This is a genomic window from Streptosporangium sp. NPDC020145 (genome assembly GCF_040631275.1).
Classification (GTDB): Bacteria; Actinomycetota; Actinomycetes; order Streptosporangiales; family Streptosporangiaceae; genus Streptosporangium.
Map to the genome: position 1 here is coordinate 1 of NZ_JBEXZT010000049.1, position 17,605 is coordinate 17,605.

Annotated in this window: 18 protein-coding genes; 6 read left to right on the forward strand and 12 right to left on the reverse strand. The window is 70.3% G+C overall.

Annotated elements, in window-relative coordinates; genetic code table 11:
• Nucleotides 1-359 precede the first annotated feature (359 nt).
• The 7 genes from ABZ463_RS40290 to ABZ463_RS40320 form a co-directional block, all read right to left on the reverse strand.
• Entirely contained in the window at nt 360-815 is a 456-nt protein-coding gene (locus ABZ463_RS40290; protein WP_362785178.1) for an SRPBCC family protein, read from the reverse strand.
• A 49-nt stretch (nt 816-864) separates the two neighbouring features.
• Nucleotides 865-1,464, reverse strand: coding sequence for a DUF1707 domain-containing protein (locus tag ABZ463_RS40295; RefSeq protein ID WP_352013617.1), 600 nt, complete (start codon nt 1,462-1,464; stop codon nt 865-867).
• Between the two features lie 260 nt (nt 1,465-1,724).
• Complete coding sequence (locus tag ABZ463_RS40300; RefSeq protein ID WP_362785181.1) at nt 1,725-2,537, reverse strand: SDR family NAD(P)-dependent oxidoreductase; 813 nt, start codon at nt 2,535-2,537, stop codon at nt 1,725-1,727.
• A gap of 289 nt (nt 2,538-2,826) precedes the next feature.
• On the reverse strand, nt 2,827-3,033 hold the full coding sequence (locus ABZ463_RS40305; protein ID WP_352013615.1) for a hypothetical protein: 207 nt from the start codon (nt 3,031-3,033) through the stop codon (nt 2,827-2,829).
• 286 nt (nt 3,034-3,319) lie between these two features.
• Complete coding sequence (locus ABZ463_RS40310) at nt 3,320-3,793, reverse strand: DUF1801 domain-containing protein (protein ID WP_362785184.1); 474 nt, start codon at nt 3,791-3,793, stop codon at nt 3,320-3,322.
• Nucleotides 3,794-3,891: 98 nt separating this feature from the next.
• Complete coding sequence (locus ABZ463_RS40315; RefSeq protein WP_362785187.1) at nt 3,892-5,085, reverse strand: tetratricopeptide repeat protein; 1,194 nt, start codon at nt 5,083-5,085, stop codon at nt 3,892-3,894.
• Complete coding sequence (locus tag ABZ463_RS40320) at nt 5,082-6,401, reverse strand: ATP-binding protein (RefSeq protein ID WP_362785189.1); 1,320 nt, start codon at nt 6,399-6,401, stop codon at nt 5,082-5,084. The genes ABZ463_RS40315 and ABZ463_RS40320 overlap by 4 nt, the downstream gene beginning before the upstream one ends.
• A 194-nt stretch (nt 6,402-6,595) precedes the next feature.
• Between ABZ463_RS40320 and ABZ463_RS40325 the strand changes: the two genes are divergently transcribed.
• Entirely contained in the window at nt 6,596-7,120 is a 525-nt protein-coding gene (locus ABZ463_RS40325) for a sigma-70 family RNA polymerase sigma factor (RefSeq protein WP_352013611.1), read from the forward strand.
• Nucleotides 7,117-7,602, forward strand: a complete 486-nt coding sequence (locus ABZ463_RS40330; protein WP_362785192.1) for a hypothetical protein — start codon at nt 7,117-7,119, stop codon at nt 7,600-7,602. The genes ABZ463_RS40325 and ABZ463_RS40330 overlap by 4 nt, the downstream gene beginning before the upstream one ends.
• Before the next feature lie 70 nt (nt 7,603-7,672).
• On the opposite strand, the gene ABZ463_RS40335 is transcribed toward ABZ463_RS40330, so the two are convergent.
• The gene (locus ABZ463_RS40335; protein WP_362785195.1) at nt 7,673-8,500 is read right to left on the reverse strand and encodes a helix-turn-helix domain-containing protein; all 828 of its coding nucleotides are present in this window, start codon (nt 8,498-8,500) and stop codon (nt 7,673-7,675) included.
• On the opposite strand from ABZ463_RS40335, the gene ABZ463_RS40340 reads away from it, so the two are divergent.
• Entirely contained in the window at nt 8,499-9,053 is a 555-nt protein-coding gene (locus ABZ463_RS40340) for a TIGR03086 family metal-binding protein (RefSeq protein ID WP_352013608.1), read from the forward strand. The two genes, ABZ463_RS40335 and ABZ463_RS40340, sit on opposite strands and share 2 nt — an antisense overlap.
• 198 nt (nt 9,054-9,251) lie before the next feature.
• On the opposite strand, the gene ABZ463_RS40345 is transcribed toward ABZ463_RS40340, so the two are convergent.
• From ABZ463_RS40345 to ABZ463_RS40355, 3 genes are read right to left on the reverse strand one after another with little or no spacing between them, the layout of a single operon-like run.
• The gene (locus tag ABZ463_RS40345; protein ID WP_362785199.1) at nt 9,252-10,643 is read right to left on the reverse strand and encodes a vWA domain-containing protein; all 1,392 of its coding nucleotides are present in this window, start codon (nt 10,641-10,643) and stop codon (nt 9,252-9,254) included.
• Nucleotides 10,640-12,730, reverse strand: a complete 2,091-nt coding sequence (locus ABZ463_RS40350) for a tetratricopeptide repeat protein (RefSeq protein ID WP_362785202.1) — start codon at nt 12,728-12,730, stop codon at nt 10,640-10,642. Before ABZ463_RS40350 ends, ABZ463_RS40345 begins: the two co-directional genes overlap by 4 nt.
• Nucleotides 12,727-14,127 (reverse strand): serine protease, encoded by a 1,401-nt coding sequence (locus tag ABZ463_RS40355; RefSeq protein ID WP_362785205.1) that lies wholly within the window; start codon nt 14,125-14,127, stop codon nt 12,727-12,729. The genes ABZ463_RS40350 and ABZ463_RS40355 overlap by 4 nt, the downstream gene beginning before the upstream one ends.
• Before the next feature lie 198 nt (nt 14,128-14,325).
• Between ABZ463_RS40355 and ABZ463_RS40360 the strand changes: the two genes are divergently transcribed.
• From ABZ463_RS40360 to ABZ463_RS40370, 3 genes are read left to right on the forward strand one after another with little or no spacing between them, the layout of a single operon-like run.
• On the forward strand, nt 14,326-15,522 hold the full coding sequence (locus ABZ463_RS40360; protein ID WP_362785208.1) for a hypothetical protein: 1,197 nt from the start codon (nt 14,326-14,328) through the stop codon (nt 15,520-15,522).
• Nucleotides 15,519-16,514, forward strand: a complete 996-nt coding sequence (locus ABZ463_RS40365) for a transporter substrate-binding domain-containing protein (protein WP_352013603.1) — start codon at nt 15,519-15,521, stop codon at nt 16,512-16,514. Before ABZ463_RS40360 ends, ABZ463_RS40365 begins: the two co-directional genes overlap by 4 nt.
• Nucleotides 16,515-16,524: 10 nt before the next feature.
• Complete coding sequence (locus tag ABZ463_RS40370; RefSeq protein ID WP_352013602.1) at nt 16,525-16,851, forward strand: CU044_2847 family protein; 327 nt, start codon at nt 16,525-16,527, stop codon at nt 16,849-16,851.
• Here ABZ463_RS40370 and ABZ463_RS40375 read toward each other — a convergent pair.
• Complete coding sequence (locus ABZ463_RS40375; protein ID WP_362785212.1) at nt 16,811-17,599, reverse strand: ABC transporter ATP-binding protein; 789 nt, start codon at nt 17,597-17,599, stop codon at nt 16,811-16,813. The genes ABZ463_RS40370 and ABZ463_RS40375 overlap by 41 nt on opposite strands.
• Nucleotides 17,600-17,605: the final 6 nt, after the last annotated feature.

Here is a 17,605-nt window from a genome sequence, read left to right on the forward strand (position 1 = left end):
GCCCAGTCCTCCACCTTGATCACCCTCCAGAGTGACTGAAGGGGGGTCAGTTTTCGGCCGTCGCCACAGGGTCAGTTTTCACCCGTCGTCGACAAAAGTCCAGAGCATTTGTGATTCCCTGACAAGGGAGAGGCCCCAGGTTCAAATCCTGGTAGCCCCATCGATAAACGCCTCGGAGCGGGCAGATTCCGGGGCGTTTCGCTATGACGGGCTCATTCGAATGGTCTCCTCGTCTTTTGAGACCCCGTGCGTGATCCTTGAGCCTCTTGAGCAGCGAGGCGGCCGTGTGCCGTTGAACGTGCGATCGGGCCGGTCTTGTGGCCGTGGTTCTCGTGGTGGTGATCACGCGGCGGACGCGGTCACGGAGCGCTTTCCGCGACCCGCTTGACGTACTGGTTCCGCATGTGGATCAACCTGGGCATGTAATGGCGGAGTACCAGCAGTTCGGCGACTCTTCCGAGGGGGCCGAAAGGCGCGGTGAACTCGACGATGTCGCTCATCACCGTGCCGCCGTGGTCGTCACCGTGAAAACGGTGGGCGTGGTACCAGCGCTCGAAGGGGCCTGACACCTGCTCGTCGACGAAGTACGCGGGGCGGTCGTAGGCGCTGATCGTGGACGTCATCCTCCAGTGGAGGCCGAAGTGCCGCGCCCGCCATGTGACGGTGTCGCCCAGCCGCATGCCACCGGCGGTCACACCGTCGACCGCCTCCTCCGCGGATCCCGCCATCGAGGCGGAGTGGACGTCCACGTCCAGCGATATGTCGAAGACCCGTTCCGGCGGCGCCATGACATGTGTGACGACCTCGAAGTTCACCGTCGGCCTCGTCCCGTGCGCTCGTGCGCGGCTTACCCGGAGATCCCCGTCACCGCGACTGCTCCCGCTTCAGCTTCCGGCGTTCCCAACTGTTGGGGTGACGGATGACCACACCTCCCGCGCCACCGGTGCCGCTCATGCGGATCAGCGGTGCGCCCGGGAGCCGGGGAGAGGTGACTTTGTCCTTCAGGCCACCGAGGCCCGGATTCACCTCGACGGTCTCCACGGCCCAGCCGTCGGGAACGATGACCGTGACACCGCCCGCCTGGCCGTGCACCTCCAGCTCGACCTCGGGCAGATCACAACCGGCCTGGGTGAAGTCGAGTTTGACCCCACCCATGCCGCCGGACGCGACCACCTTCGCGGGCACCTGCCAGTGGCCGGCTCGGGTGACGCCACCGAGACCCCCCTGGAGGACCAGCGGCTTTCTCGGGGCCGATGGAACGTCAGGGGGAAGGTCCGCCGTCAGAGGCGCGAGGTCGGCGTATGTCCTGGCGGTCAGCGCCCGTTCCAGCCGCCCGTCCAGCTCGGCGAGGTCGAGGCGCCCATCGGCCGCCGCCTTGCTCAGCCTTTCCACCACCGCCTCGCGTTCGGTGTGGGAGACGCGCCATTCGCCGGAGTGGACGGGGTGTGAGGGCTCACCGGTCATATGGTCGATGATACGAAAAGGGAGGAGAAGCCGGACCCCTCGTTCCAGTGCTCACCGTTCATCACGGGGAGGACGCGGCATGCGGCGCCCGTGTTCGTCCGCTTCCGTGGTCAGGAAGGAGAGGTCAGGCGGACTTCAGGACGTCTGCTGCCTCCTCGGCGACGAGCTCGGGCGCGTCTCTTGCCGTTCACCGCCAAAGGCCTCGGTCGGCGGTCTGCCGTACCCGTCTCCCCGTCTCGTCGACATCGGGGCACGGTAGGTCATCGCCGCCCGACCCAGAGCACCAAACGCTGGTAGGCGGACCCCAGTGCGCGAACGAGGATCCATGCGATCTTGGCGTCCGCTCCGACGAACACCTGTGCCTGCCGGCGCCTCACGCCGAGCAGGATGATCGCGGCCGCCCTGGAGGCGTCCATCCGTGCGACCTTCGTGTCGAACCTCTTTGTGACGGCGGCGGAGTCTTCGCCTTTCGCGAACCGCCCGTTCCGCATGATCGGTGTACGGACGCCGCCCGGATAGACACACGTCACCGAAACAGGGTGCCCGTCGAGTCGCATCTCCTGTCGCAGTGACTCGCTGAATCCACGCACCGCGAACTTCGACGCGCTGTAGGCGGTGTAGCACGGCGCCGAGAAGAATCCGAACGCACTGGAAACGGTCACGACGTGCCCGCCTCCCGAAGAGATCAGAAGAGGCAGAAACGTTTTGGCCGTGTTGACCACGCCCAGCAAATTGACGTTCAGCACGTGATCGAAGTCACTGAATTCGGAGTTGAGCAGCCTTCCGGTGTGGATGACACCCGCCACGCAGAAGACCATGTCGACACGGCCGAATTCCTCGTGGACGGCGGCCGAATGGCGGAGAACCGCCTGCCGGTCGGTCACGTCGACCGTGTCCGTGAACACCCGCGCGCCGAACCGCTGACAGCGTCGCGCGGTTTCGGCCACCGCCTCGGCGTTCTGGTCGGACAGCGCCAGCCTCGTGCCCCGCCGAGCCAGGTTCACGGCCAGCGCGCGACCGATTCCCGAGCCCGCCCCCGTGATCACAGCCACCCGATGGGCGTAGTAATCCACTGTTTTCCTTCCGGTGCTTCCTGCTCATCGCCGCGCGCTACGCCGTGATTCGCCGGACGGTGATGAGGCGATCGGCGAAACCGGGCCCATCCGGGTGATCTTTGATCGTACGGTCAAGGCATATCTGTGCAGCCGGTGAGAGGAGACGAAACCCTGCCAGGAATGATCTTTCCTCGGATTACTCTAGCTCTTTGATCACCAGGGCTCGACGGGCGAACCGGCCGTGACCGGGAAGCCGTCAGGGATGCGGTTCGAACCGGATTCCCTGTGGCCTGCCGAGGCTTTCCATTTATGTGAAGAAGCTTCCGGAGGACGAATTGATCACCGAGATCACGATGTCCGCTCTGGGAGCTTCGAGCATCGTCGGCATGTCACGTTCGACGCCGAACCACATGGCCGGGCCGTTCCGTCGGTTCCGGTAGGGGACGCGGCCGGTGTTCACCGATTCGGCCGTGGAAACGAGGAAAACAGGGAAGAAGATGACGGCCTGAGCCACAGCCGTACCGTGCGCCGCCCGATCCGGGCGCCGGTTCCTTCGCCTTTCTCGCACCCGGAACCCCACGCACCCGGAACCCCACGTGGCCGAGCGTACGGCCGGCAGGCCCGGGATCGATGACATGTGTGGTCCCCGCCTCGGGCACGTCGCCTCCGGCGAGGCCGGGCACGGTCCGGCGGCTCCGTGCCGGAACTCGTGGTGTCGTGTTGCCGGAGGCGGCCGGCGCGTGGACACGTGGAGCCCGTACGCGCCAGGAAGCCACGCGACAGCGGGGAGGCGGGATGCCTCAGCCGGCGGCCTTCTTGATGAGGGCGGCGATCCGGACTTCGGTCTCGGGGGTCAGGTCGGTCAGGGCGAAGGCGGTGGGCCACATGGTGCCGTCGTCGAGGGTCGCGGGGTCGTTGAAGCCGAGCGTGGCGTACCTCGCCTTGAACTTCTGCGCGGGCTGGAAGAAACAGACGATCTTGCCGTCCCTGGCGTACGCCGGCATGCCGTACCAGAGCTTCGAGGAGAGGGCGGGGGCGTTGTTCTTGACGATGTCGTGGAGCCGCTCGGCGATGGCGCGGTCCGTCCCCTCCATCTCGGCGATCTTCGCGAGCACCTCGACCTCCGGGTCCACCTTGGGGGCTCGGGAGCCACGCTTGGAGGAGGCCTTCAGCTCCTTGGCGCGCTCCTTCATCGCGTCCCGCTCCTCGGCCGTGAACCCGTCGTACTTCTCGGCGGCTTCGGTGTTGGTGGCGGACGACTGGGTGCCCTTCATGGCAGATTTCCTCTCAGAAGGTGCTCGATCTGAACAATCTCATCCTAGGAACCCGAAGCCATGACGGCTTCTCCAAAACTGACCGGTTGCCGAGAGGCTCAGCCTGCGGCGCGGTGCGCCAGGCGGCGGGGGGCGGTCGCGAGCCAGATCGTGGCGAGTGAGGCGTAGGTGGTCAGCAGGGCGACGGTGGTCGTCGCCAGGAGCAGTGACACGACGACGGCGAGGACGAGCAGGATCGCCCAGCCGTACAGGAGGAGCCGGGCGGGACGGGAGCCGGTGTGGGCCGCCTCCTGGACGGGGGTGACCAGGGCCATGACCGCGGCGCCCGCCGTACCCACCACTTCGAGGCCGGCCAGCACGCCCGACGTCAGCAGCGCCGCACCCACGACCGGGAGCGCGCAGCAGAGCGTCGCCACCCGGACCTGGGTGCCTTCGAGCAGCAGCCGGGTCGTACGGCCTCGGTACAGGCGCAGCGTCGCCCAGGCCTCGGCGACCCACGCCGCCCAGTGCAGGACCGCGATGAGCACGAAGACGGCGATGAGCGGCGGCGCCAGGGGCAGCAGCAGCGCCAGACGCAGGCCGCCGCGAAACCTGCCGCGCAGCCGGGTCAGCAGCCGGTAGAGGGGATTGCGGCGTTTGAGCGCCAGGACGAGCAGGTCCCTGGCGTGGTCGAAGCTCGGGTTGAGCCGCAGTGTCTCGCGGAAGGCGTCCGCGGCCACCCCGGGGTCGCCGAAGGCCAGGTGCGCGCGGCCGTAGGCCAGGTGCGCCGCGGCGCTCTCCGGATCGAGGCGTACGGCCAGCGCCGCGGCGGGCACGGCCTCGGCCGCGTCACCGAGCATGACCAGGGCGACCGCCAGCAGGCTCGCCAGGTCGGGGTCCTCGGGATCGAGACCCAACCCCTGGCGTGCCGCCTTCGCCGCCTCGCTCCACCGGCCGCTCCGTATGTGCACCCGGGCCAGCAACTCCCAGGTGGGGGCGTACTCGGGGTTCAGCTCCAGCGAGGCGGTGACGGCGGGGAGCGCCCGGTCGGCCCGGCCTGAGCGGTGGTGGACCTGTCCGGCGGCGTAGTGCGTGAACCAGGAGTCGGGCGCGAGCCGTACGGCCTCGCCGGCTTCGGCGGCGGCCTCGGCCACCTCGCCCTGTTCGGCCAGGGCTATGGCGAGCAGGGCGTGCGCGGTCGGGTGCTGCGGGTCCTCGGCGACGGCGCCGCGCAGTTCCCTGGCGGCCTCGACCGGACGGTTCAGGCCGAGCAGGCCACGCGCGCGTTCGAGCGCGACCTGGACGGGCGTCATATGCGCTTGATCCACGGCATCAGCTCGTCCCAGGCGCCGGACTCGTTGGCGTGCAGCACGTAGTTGCGGGCGGTGGTCAGCCACTCGCGTACGGCGGTCGGCCTGACCTGGCCGACGGCGGTGACCAGGTCGGCCGTGACCAGGGGGATCATGCGGCCCGCGCTGATCGACTGCTGGAGCTTGGCCTCGACGGCGCGGTCGACCACCCCCTTGAGGTCGGCGCCGGTGAAGTTGTCGGTGATCCGGGCCACCGCGTCGAAGTCCATCTCGGCCAGCGGCTTGTCCCGGCACATGATGCGCAGGATGGCGGCGCGCGCGGCCGGGTCGGGCGGCGGTACGAACACGAGCTGGTCGAATCGGCCGGGCCTGCGGAAGGCCACGTCCACGTACCAGGGAGCGTTCGTGGCCGCCAGTACCAGGACCCCCTCGTTGGCGCCGTCGTCCACGCCGTCGAGTTCGGCCAGGAACTGGTTGACGATCTGACGGTTGTGCGCCTGGCGCATGTCGGACCGGCGGGCGGCGAGCGCGTCGACCTCGTCGAAGAACAGCACGCAGGGCCGGTTGCGGCGGGCCATCTCGAACACCGCGCGCAGGTTGCGTTCGCTGGAGCCGATGTACATGTCCAGGATGTCGGCCAGACCGACGCTGACGAACGCCGCGCCGAGCTCACCGGCCGCGGCCCTGGCCAGGTGTGTCTTGCCCGCGCCCGGCGGGCCGTAGAGCAGCACTCCGCCGCCCGCCCGCTTGCCGAACGCGGCGAACAGCTCCGGCTGCTGCACGGGCAGCAGGAGCTTGAGGCGCAGTGTCTCCTTGACCGCCTCCATGCCCGCCACGTCGGCGAAGGTGAACCGGGAGCGTTCGACCTCCGAGTCGGCCTCCCGAGGCGGGCTCGGCGGCGCCGTCACGGGCTGCGGCGGCGCCGCGAGCCGGGCGGCCAGGTCGGGGGCGGCGACCGAGGGGTCGCGGGAGACCGCCTCGTGGTAGCGGCGGGCCGCACCGGCCGTCTCGCCCTCACCGAGCAGTGCCCTGGCCGCGATCACGCCCATCCGCGGCGGGTAACCGGCCCGCGCCAGGTGCGGCTCCAGGATCGACAGCGCCGCGCCGTACGCGCTCTGCCGGGTGAACGCCTCCGCCAGGCCGGTTGTGATGTCCGGGTCCTGGGGTGCCAGCATGAGCGCCGCGCGGTACTCCGCCTCGGCCTCGGCGAGGTATCCCTTGGTGAGAAGCTGGTCGGCCAGGTGCCGCCGCAGCGGGAGGTTGTCCGGGGAGAAACGGGCGGCCTCGCGGAGAGCCTGGAGACCGGCATCGTCGAGCACAGGAGACACATCCCTTCTGTCCTGGTTCCGGCGTCAACCTACCAGGGGGCGCGGAGGCGTGATCTTGCGAATCTCGGGACGGCTTCCGGTTGTTCCACGTGAAACATCACCCGATACCAGGTGGAAGGCCCGGTTGTGTGTCCGTGAACCTGATCGCTCCGCCGTCCGACTGTGCAGGGTGACAGGAGGACGCGATGACCGACGAACTACTCGTGGTGCGGGCCCAGCTGGGTGAGCGGGCGGCGCTCGCGGAACTGGTCGACCGCTGGCGGGTGCCGGTGTGGACCTATGTGCGGCGCATGCTGGACGCCGAGCGGGCCGACGACGTGGCCCAGGAGGTCTGGCTGGCCGTGGTCCGTGGCCTGCCCCGGCTGCGGGAACCCGACAGGTTCGCGCCCTGGCTGTTCACCATCGCACGCCGGTCGGTGACAGACCGGCTGCGCGGCCGGTACGCCAGGGAGCACGAGGCGCTCGCGGCGGACAGGGCGATCGTCGAGGACCCGGTCGAGGCTCTGGTCGACCGTGCCGAACTGGTGGGTCTCCTGGCGGAACTGCCGGTGCCGGAGCGGGAGATCCTCGTCCTCTTCTACCTGGAGGACCTGTCGATCGAGGACTGCGCACGGATCTGCCAGGTCCCCGTCGGCACGGTCAAGTCCCGGCTGAACCGGGCCCGTCGGCTGTCGCGTGAGCATCTGGAGAGGAAGGGGTACCGGGCATGACCGAGGAGGAACCGCGCATGTCGGCGCGGGAGACGATCGAGGGGCTGGAGTCGGCCCTGTCCAAGGGCCGACGGATGCGGGCCGTGACGGCGCTGCTGACGGGGTCGGTCGGCACGGCCTTCGTCGGCGCGCTGTGGCTGGGCGAGCCCGGACCGCTGCCGGGCCGTACCCGGCTGGCCTTCGCCGTGTTCACGGTGTGCTGTGTGGCCTGGGCGGGATACGGCGGATGGCTGGTGACACGCCGGGTGCCGCTGTTCGCCGTAGACCGGGTGATCGCGGCCTGGATCGGACTGGCCGCCGCCGTCGCCACGACCGCTGTGCTGGTGGCCGCGGCCGTCCAACGTGGCGGAGGGGTCGGGGTCGCGCTGGCGGTCGGCGGGGTGTTCGTCGCGGTGGCGCTGGCGCTGGCCGTACGGGCTCACGCCCGCAGGGCCGCGTTGCTGCGGCGGGTCCGGGAGCTGACCGGCGAGGACGGGGGGTGAGAGGACCGGCGAGACCCTGACCAGAGGCCCTGACCGACCGCGCGGGAAGGGCCGAGCGTCCCGGGAGAGGTCAGGGGCGTCGGCCGAGGCGGGCGTAGGCCGAGGGGGGCATGCCGACCGCGGCGGTGAAGTCGCGGGTCAGGTGGGCCTGGTCGGTGTAGCCGAGTTCGGCGGCCAACGTGGCCAGGTCGAGGCCCTGATAGATCCGTTCGGCGGCCTCGTGCAGCCGGAAACGGCGGATCACCCACTTGGGGCCGACGCCGACGTGGTCGCGGAACAGCCGTTGCAGCGAGCGCGTCGACCGCCCCGACCTGGCGGCCAGCTCGTCGACCCTGGTCATCGAGGGGTCGTCCTCCGCCAGCGCGACCAGCGCCGCGGCCTCCTCGGCGAGTGGGTCCCGCTCAGGCTCCAGACCGAGCAGGAGATCCTCGACGAGCGTGATCGCGGCCCGCGCGTCGGGCTCGGCCAGGACCCGCTCGACCAGGGTCGTGCCCGCCGCGCCGAACATCTCGCCGATCTCCGTGAAACGGTCGGTCAGCGTGGAGACCGGGGCGCCGAGGAACGTCCGGAAGCCACCGGGCACGAAGCGCGTGCCGAGCACCCGGCCGCTGCCACGCATCGTGTAGGAGAACCCGCCCCTGATCACGCCCACGACCCGGTGGAAGTCCTCGGTGATCACCATGTTCACGGTCGGGTGCGAGACGATGCGCTGCTCGTACGGCTCGGCCAGGCCGGTCCACGTGACGACCCAGAAGTGGTCCACGTGGGCCGCCAGGCCGGGGGCGGGCGCGTGGCGGGCGAAGGCGAAGGCGTCGAGACCCGCGTACGGATCGACCCAGCCGCGCTGTCGCGTTTCTACAAGCCGCGTTCCCGACGAGCCGGGCAGGATGGCTGCCATGAACGACATGATGCCGCTGATGAGGCGTGCCACCGAACAGACCGCCGACCTGGTCCGCACTGTGGTCCGTACAGCGGGACAGGAGAGGCTGGGAGACCCCACGCCGTGTGCGGAGTTCGACGTCAGAGGCCTGATCAACCACCTTGAGTGGGTGGCCGAGATGTTCGAGTCGGTGGGCGAGGGCGGGCCGCGCGTCGAGCAGGGGCCGTACGCGGGTGACTTCCCCGAGCGGGCCGAGCGCACCCTGGCCGTCTGGTCGCGCCCTGAGGTGTGGGAGGGGGTCAGCCCCGCCATGGGCATGCCGATGACCACGCTGGCCCACATGTTCCTCGTCGACATGGTCGTGCACGGCTGGGACCTGTCCAGGGCGGTCGGCGAGCCGTACGAGCCGGACGCCGAGGCGGTCGAGCGGGCGCTGGACTTCACCGGGCAGATGGCGGAGATGGGCAGGAAGCGCGGCGCCTTCGGGCCGCCGGTCGCGGTGCCCGACGACGCCCCGCCGTTCGACCGGCTGCTCGGCCTCATCGGCAGGGACCCGGCCTGGAAGCCGTGAGGCGGCCCCGGGGCGACAGGGGTTGAGGCAGGTGACGGTCCTGGGGCAACGGGCCGCAGGCTGAGGAACCGCGCTTCGCCCGTACGGCGTGGCCGGCTGTTCCAGGGCGATCGGCAACCCTGGGACAACGGGGCCGCAGGCTGAGGAACGGCACTTCACCCGTGCGGCGTGGTTGACGGCCCTGGCTCTTGGAAGGGCTCAGGGGCGGCGGTGGTGGCCGCAGTGGATGCAGAAGTTGGCGGCCGAGGGAGAGGTACGGCCGCATTCGCAATCCCAGGGAGGGCCCGCGGGAACGGCGGCGGGTTCCTCCTCCGGCGCCTGTTCGTAGTGGGACAGGGCCACCTTGACCAGCTGGACGTCGTGGTGGCTCAGGTTGGGGCGGGCACGGACCCGGCCCTCGTCGAGGTCGAGGATCTCCACGAAACGCTGGAGCTCGTCGAGGGCGCGCTGGTTGCCGCAGCGGGCGGCCAGGCGGACCGCGCGGGCCCACTCGCGCTCGGCCCCGGGCAGGTCGTTCCTGCCGTAGGCGGACAGGCCCGCGTCGACGGCCTGGCTCATGTTGTCCTGGGCCTGGTAGAGCGAGATCGTGTGGCTGGTGAACGCCGAGGCGTCCGGATCCTCGCTCCAGTGGACCATGACGTTGGCGGCGCCACGGCGCTCACCGCCGACCACCGCCTCGACGCGGGCCACGCGCAGGTCGGTGAAGTGCGGGGCGCCCTCGTGGGAGACCTCGAAGCGGAGCTGGTAGTCGCGGGACTCCTCACCCCAGGAGCCGCTGGCCAGCTCGAAGACGCGGTCCCCGAGCGCGGTGACGTGCCCGGTGAGGTCGGCCCGCTCGGGATAGACCTGCCTGAGGGAGACCAGCCTGCCGGGCGGGGTGGTGGTGAAGCGCAGCGACATCTTCGGGGTCACCTTGCCGAGAGCCGCCTCGACCATCCTCCTGAACTCGGCCTCAAGCTCGGCGTCGTCGACCACGGCGTCGGCTGAGCCGCGCAGCACGGTGGCGATCCGCTGCAGGTCGTGGGCCACCCAGTCTTCGCCGATGCCCCGGGCGTCGCAGACGAACTCGCCCTCGCAGGCCGCCAGCGCCCGTTCGAACTCCTCGGGGGACTCGTTGTTCCGGCCGTCGGTCAGCAGGATCGCGTGTCTGAGCGCGTTCGGGTGGGGGGCGAGCAGCCGCCGGGCCTCGGTGAGCCAGGCGCCGATGTTGGTGCCGCCGTTGCAGGTCAGCCTGCGTACGGCCGCCCTGGCGTCGGCCCTGGTGCGCTCGCTCGCCGGGGTCGGCGGGTAGACGGTGCGGGCCTCGTGGTCGCCCGCGACGACGGCGAAGAGCACTCCGTCGGGCAGGACGTCGATCGCCGTCATGGTCGCGCTCACCGCGGCTGCGATCTTCAGACGGCGGCCTTCCGACCTGCGGTTCAGCCCGCCCATGGAGCCGGAGCAGTCGATGATGAGGACCTCGCACCGCTCGGCTCGCTCGGCGGGGCCGTCGAGCCGCTGCCCGGCGACCCTGAGGACGGCGTCGAGTTCGGTCCTCCCGATGGTCAGGACCGGGTCCTGGTCGATGTTCAGCTCGAATCTCAGGGTCACAGCAGGCTCCAGGGGCGTACGGAGTGCGCGAGGTCGACCAGCCTGCCCCGGTCCTGCCAGGTGGTGGCCTGCTCGGCGAGTCTCAGATATGACCGTTCCAGTTCCCGGCGCGCCTCGTCGTCCGGCGCGGAGCGGTCGCGCGCCTCCCGGACGGCCGCGGTGAGGCGGTCCCTGACCTTGCCGGTCGGCTCTCCCCCGTCGAGGACCAGCGAGGCCAGCAGCCGGGTCGCCCTTGTCAGGTCGTCGGCGCCGGGGAGGTTCCCGCCGAGCAACTCCTCCGACAGCACGCGTACGGCGGCGACCCGGGCGGCGTCGTGGTGCTGGGCGACCTTCGGCACCCCGTCGAGGACGCCGACCGCGGCCGACCGGTCTCCGGCCCGCACCCGCAGCCTGACCAGCCCGAACGCGGCGTTGGTCTGCGAGCGGTCACGCCGCCACACGACGTCGAAGCCCTCCTCGGCGGCACGGAGGTCGCCCAGGAGTTCCTGGCAGAACGCGCGGGCCAGCTTCGGCGCGGTCTCGCCGGGCAACGCGCCGTAGACACGGTCGAAGCACGACAGCGCCGTGCCGTACTCCTCGCGGGCCAGGGCGAGCAGGCCGTGGTGCCAGGTGACCCGCCAGCCGTCGCCGGACAGGCTGCTCTCTGCCTCGTCGAGTTCGTCGAGTTCGAGGTGGGCGCGGCAGCGGCGCAGCCCGACCTCGGGTGACCGGCGGACCTCGGAGAGCTGGTCGAGCAGGCCACGGGCGGTGGTGTTCCCGATGGACGCCAGCAGGCCCGCCGCCGGGTCGTCGGGGTCGGCCTTGGGGACGGGCAGGCCACGGGCGACGAGGACGGCGGCCGGGGGGAGACCGAGCAGGGCGCCGCCCCGGTCACGGGTCCAGCGTTCGAGCGGGGAGGCGGCGCTCAGGCCGCCGTCGAGGAGTTCGGCGCTCGGCTCGAAGACCGTGGACGACTCGAAGGCCGCCGGGACGTGTTCCGGCTGGAAGGATCTGACCTCGCGCAGCACACCCCTGAGCTGTTCGAGCATCTCCGCTGCCGAGGCGAAACGTCGCTCCCAGTCCTGGTGCGAGGCGCGCTGGATCAGCCTCCTGAGCGACTCGACGGCCAGCCCTGTGCGGGACGGGCCGCCGACGCCGAGGAGTTTGTCCAGCGTCCTGCCGACGGCGTAGATGTCCGAGCGCACGGTCAGGCCGCGTTCCCTGATCTCCTTGGCGCTCACCTGGAAGCCGTAGGTGCCCACGATCGGGCTGGACCTGTCGTCGTCGCGCCGGACCCCGCCGATGTCGATGACCTTCATCCGCTCGGGGGTGATGATCACGTTGTCGGGCTTCATGTCGCAGTACAGCAGGCCACGGCCGTGCAGGTAGTCCAGCGCCAGGAGGATCTCGTAGCCGTAGGCGAGGACGTGCTCAGGCTCGGGGCGCGCCTGCCGGTTGGCGAGGACCTCGCCGAGCGACTGGCCGTCGAGATACTCCATGACGATGTAGCCGCCGCGTTCCCCCCGGCTGTCGTCGTGGGTGACGAAGTTGTAGATGCGGACGATGTTGGGGTGGTCCAGCGAGATCAGGAAGCGTCGTTCCGAGACCTCAAGGCTCACCGCGGTCGGGTCGTCGGGCTGGATCAGGCCCTTCAGCGCGACGTAGTTGTCGTTGAGGTGGCGGTCACGGGCCAGGTAGACCCAGCCGAGGCCGCCGTGCGCGATGGGGCCGACGACCTCGTACTGGTCGGCGACGAGCTCGCCCGGCGCCAGGCGCGGTTCGAAGTCGAACGGCGTTTGGCAGGTCGGGCAGAACCCCTTCAGCACGGCGGGCTGCCCGGCGTAGGTGAAGTTGATGAAGTGTCCCTTGCGGCACCTCCGGCTGAACCGGACCCGGCCGGGGTCGGAGATCACCCGGGTCGAGGGGTCCTTCCCCGAGGGGACGGGCACGGAGACCAGCCCGTCGGCGGCCCTGAGCGTCCGGCTCCCGGAGACGGCGGGCAGGGAGACCGGGTCGGCGGGCCGGGAGACCGTACCGGCGGGGAGCCCGCATTCGACGCAGAAACCGTCCTCGTCGATCCGGCCGGAACAGAAGGCGCACGGAGTCATCGGTTCTCCTTCAGCGCGCGGATGTAATGGTCGACCGCCTCGCTCGCCGCGGCGAGGTCACATGGCAGGGTGAAAAGCAGGTGGTGGGCCCGCGTGTATCGTTCGGCCAGAATTCGGTCACGTTCCGAGCGCTCGACGCCCGACCCCAAATGGTAGGCCCTCAGAAGGCTTTTGAGGCTTTTGTACTCGTCGTTGATTCTATCGAGTTCCCTATGAGTCTCAGTGGATTTGCGGAGAAGTTCCCTTGTCTCACTCTCGCATTCCTCAAGATCGGGAAGTGTGGGATTTCTGCGCAGGCTCCTGACCCGCAGTTGCAGGGCGGGGCCGTCGTCCGGCCAGTCGGGGACGGGGGTGACCAGCCGGGCGACCCCGCGGTGCCGTGCCCGCGTCGCCCGCGCCGCCGCCCGTGCCTCGGTGACCCGTACGTCCAGGACCTCAAGCCGCCGGGCCACCGAGGGCTGGTCCAGAATCCTGCGCAGCCGGGCGGACTCCTGCCGCAGCCCGGTGATCACCTGATGGCCCGCCTCGGTGAGCGGCCTGATCACCTCCTGCGCGAGGGTCTCCGGGTCGTCCGCCGCGTCCACGGCGTCGAACACGAACATCTGCCGCTCCGAGTGCCGTTCGAGGGCGCGGTGCACCTGCCGGGACACCTCGGCGACGGTCATGCCGGAGACGTCCTCCTCGTGCTGCGCGGGCTCGGCCAGCGAGGTGGAGACCGGCGCGTCCCCGGTGACCACGACCATCGCGCCGCCGGAACGGCCGGGCCCGAAGAACTCCCTGATCTGGTCGGTGAAGGAGGGACTGTCGGCGACCATCCCGGCCAGGGCGGGAAGGTGGTGGACGATCGTCTCGACCGGGATCATCCACGCCAGCCCGGCGAGCCCGGGAAACTCGCTGACCACGACACCCAGCACGTCACCGGTCCGCCCGTCGACCACCGGCGCGCCGCTGAACCCACGGCGGATCTCCCGGTACGGCTCGGCGTCCATCTGGATCCACTCGCCACCGGGACCGGCCCGGCCGCCGAGCCGCGCCCGCACCCACAGGCCGTCGTCGAGGAGGGAGGGAAAACCACGCGTGTAGACCTCGCGGCCCCACAGACCGGGCCGCCGTAACACCGGCCGTCTTTCCAGGGGCGCGGGTGAGGCCAGGTCGAGCAGGGCGAGGTCACCGCGCTGGTCGTCGTCCGCCGGGACCCAGGAGACCACCTTCGCCGTGCCGGGACGCGCACCGGGCTGACCGACGAATTCCGCCACGACCTCCTCGGCGCGGTCGGGAATGACGTGCGCGCACGTCAGAACCGTTTTCTGATCGAGCAGCACCCCCGCTCCCAGGACCTCGCCACCGGCCTGTCGGATTCGTACCCACCAGGTTTCCTCTCCCGGCTCAACTCTCACCGTAAAAGACTACGTAACGGCCGGCATTACGGGGAAGATTTGACTATTGGGGTGGTTACCAGGGTTTCTGGAAGCGCCGAACGCTGGTAGGAAAGCCAAGTTTTGTGGCATTCTTGCCGAAGCCGAAGGTGACCAGCTGTATATACGGAGGTCGGTCACATCAGAGTCAGGCACACCCGGACCAGACTTCTGCTGTACATGATTCTCACCGCGACGACGCTGATCGGTGTCGGCGTCACCGGAACCCTCACCGACAACGCCCTGCAGAGGGCGGGCGGGGAACAGGCCGACATGGCCGCCAGGCTGAGCGACGACGCCCAGGTGATCTACCAGTCGCTCGCCAAGGCCGACACCTCGGCCACCGGGCACTTCCTGGCCGGGACCACGACCCAGGCGACCCTGCGAAAGCGCTACGACGACGCGATCGACCGGATCAGGCGGCGCCTGGCCGACGCGGGCGGCCTGACCGGGGGAGACGTCTCCCGGGCGACCAACGTCGCCGAGATCGCCCTGCAGCTTCCCGTCTACACCGGCCTGGTGGACAGGGCGGGCACGCTGATCGCCCCGGCGAAGGACGAGACGGCCGACCCGGACGAGGCGAGGAAGGCCGTGGGGCCCGCCCTGCTCGGGGCCGCCTACCTGCACGAGGCCAGCTCCTACCTGCGCACGGTGCTGCTGCCCGCCGCCGCGCGGCTCCAGCGCGACGAGACCGACAACCTGCGCGACGCCAAGAGCACCGCGCTGCGCACCTCGGCCGCCCACCTTCTGCTGCTCCTGGCGACGATCGCCGGGCTCGTCCTGACGCAGTGGTCGCTGGCGCGCCGTACGCGGCGGGTGCTCAACCTCGGGCTCCTCGGCGCCACGGTCCTGGTGGCCGTCGTGCTCGGCGCCACCGGCTGGTCGCTGCGCAACTGGCCGGAGACCGACCGGCGGCTCGGCGCCATCGAGACGCGCCTGATCGACCAGCGAAAGCTCGTGGACGCAGAACGCGCGGCGCTGACCGCCTACGCCGACACCTACCTGCTGCTCGGCGGCACCAGCCCGTTCAACTGGGAACAGTCGCTGCGCAACTTCCGGCGGAACGCGCGCTGCGCGGAACGGGAGACCACCTGGTGCCAGACCTACACCATCTCGATCCACCAGGAGCTGATCGCGGGGAACAACGACGGGGCGGTCGCCGCCGCGCTGCCCGGCGGACGGTTCGCGGCGGCCTTCGAGGTGGTCGACCGGGACAACACCACGAAGCTCGAAGACGGGGCCAGGCAGATCCAGGCGCTGGCCGTACAGGTGCCCTCGGCGCCGTCACGGCTCGGACTCCTGACCGTCGCGCTGTGCTGCTGCGCCGTCCTGTCCGCCGGCCTCGGCTTCTGGCCCAGGATCAGGGAGTACCTGTGAGAAGAGCCGCCGTGACCCTGGCCGCCCTGGTGCTCGCGGCCTCCGGCTGCGCCACGCCGTACCGGCCGCCGCCGATCACCGAGCCGACGCCTGCGGGCGCGATGTTCTCCGTGCCGCAGGAACCCGCGAAAAAGAGGGACGAACCGGACTGCGACCCCCGCTACAGCCTGCCTCCGTCCCCGGTACGGCCCCGCCTGGACCGGCTGAAGGTGGGCGTGTCCCAGTCGACCCCCAGGATGTCGTTCCGCAACCCGAGGACGGGGGAGTTCGAGGGCTTCGAGATCGAGCTGGTGATGGAGGTCGCCAAGGCCCTGTTCGGGTCACAGGCCAGGCAGCGGGTCGACTTCGTCACGGTGCCCTTCTCCGAGGGGGTCAGGCGGCTCAACGACGGGACCATCGACCTCTTCGCCCAGTCGATGACCACGACCTGCAGACGGGCCACGGAGATCGCCTATTCGAGCGACTATCTCGACACCGGCCAGACCATGCTGGTCCGCAGGGGGTCCCCCTACCAACGGGTGGAGGACCTGCGCGGGAAACGGGTGTGCTCCGGGGCCTCGACCGTCTCGATCGACCACGTCAGGCAGCTGGAGGTCGGGCTGGTCCCGGTCGTCGCCGCAGTGACCAGCGACTGCCTGCTGATGCTTGAGCAGGGACAGGCCGAGGCCGTCTCCTCCGACGAGAACATCCTGATCGGCCTCAGGGAGATGAGCGGTGACACCCGGATGCTGCCCGGTACGACCCCGCCGCCCGGAGGCGGCAGGTGCGTCTGGAACGTCAACCCCGTCTGCAGCTGGTTCTCCGACGAACCCCACGGCTTCGCCTTCCGCAAGAGGGACGTCCAGCTGCTGAGGTTCACCAACCACGTCCTGGACGAGCTGCGCGCCGACGGCCGGTGGAAGCGGATCCACGACACCTGGCTGTCCGGCCACCCGGACAAGGGACCACCTCCGGCCCATTACCTGAAGAACGCGACCGCATGGCCGTACTAGGGGAGATTCTGTGTCCGAGTTGATCAGGTTCGAGACCACCGGTGGCCACATCGTGGTGGAGACGGCCGACGAGGAGGGGGTACGGCGGGTCTCAAGGAAGGGGCTGACGGACGTGGCCCGCCGCTTCGGGGAGGTGCTGGCCGAGGTCGAGGTCGCCGCGGCGGACGCCCTTGAGTCCTTCAGGTCGGGCAGGCTCAGGCCGGACCAGATCGAGATCGAGTTCGGCGTCAAGCTCAACGCCGAGGCCGGGGCGCTGATCGCCAAGACCTCGACCGAGGGTCAGCTCACCGTCAAGCTCACCTGGTCGTCGGGCCCCCCTCCGGGGGACGCAGGATGAGGTGCGGCGCGCCGGATCCGGGGACCGAGGTGACGTGCGCGTCCACGCCGAAGACCTCCCTGATGAGCCGCGGGGTGAGCACCTCGTACGGCGGGCCGTCCGCGACCACGCGTCCCTCTGCCAGGACGTAGACGTGGTCGCAGTAGGCGGCGGCCAGGTTGAGGTCGTGCAGGGCCGCCACGACGGTGGTCTTGGCGGAGGTGACCAGGTCGAGCAGGTCGAACTGGTGGCGCACGTCGAGGTGGTTGGTCGGCTCGTCGAGCACCAGGACGGGCGTCTGCTGGGCCAGGGCACGGGCCAGGAGCACCCGTTGCCGCTCACCCCCCGACAGCGTGGCGTAGCGGCGGCCCGCGAGGTGGGCGACCCCGGTGTGGGTGAGGGCGTCGGCGACGGCGGCGACGTCCCGGTCGGTGTCGGCGGCGAAGGGCCGTTTGTGGGGGGTCCGGCCCATCGCGGCCATCTCCCAGACCGTGACGTCGAAGTCCGAACGGGTCTCCTGGGGCAGCGCGGCGACCAGCTGGGCGGCCCGGCGCGGGGTGAGCGCCCACAGGTCCTCGTCCCCGACGGTGATGCTCCCCCCGGCCAGGGGAAGGTGCCGGTAGACGGCCCGCAGCAGGGTGCTCTTGCCGCTGCCGTTCGGCCCGACGATCCCGACGCGCCCGCCGGAGGGCGCGGTGAGGCTGACGCCGGTGACGACCGGGGTCGTGCCGATGGTGACGCGCACGTCGTGCAGGTGCAGGCTCGTCATCGTGGT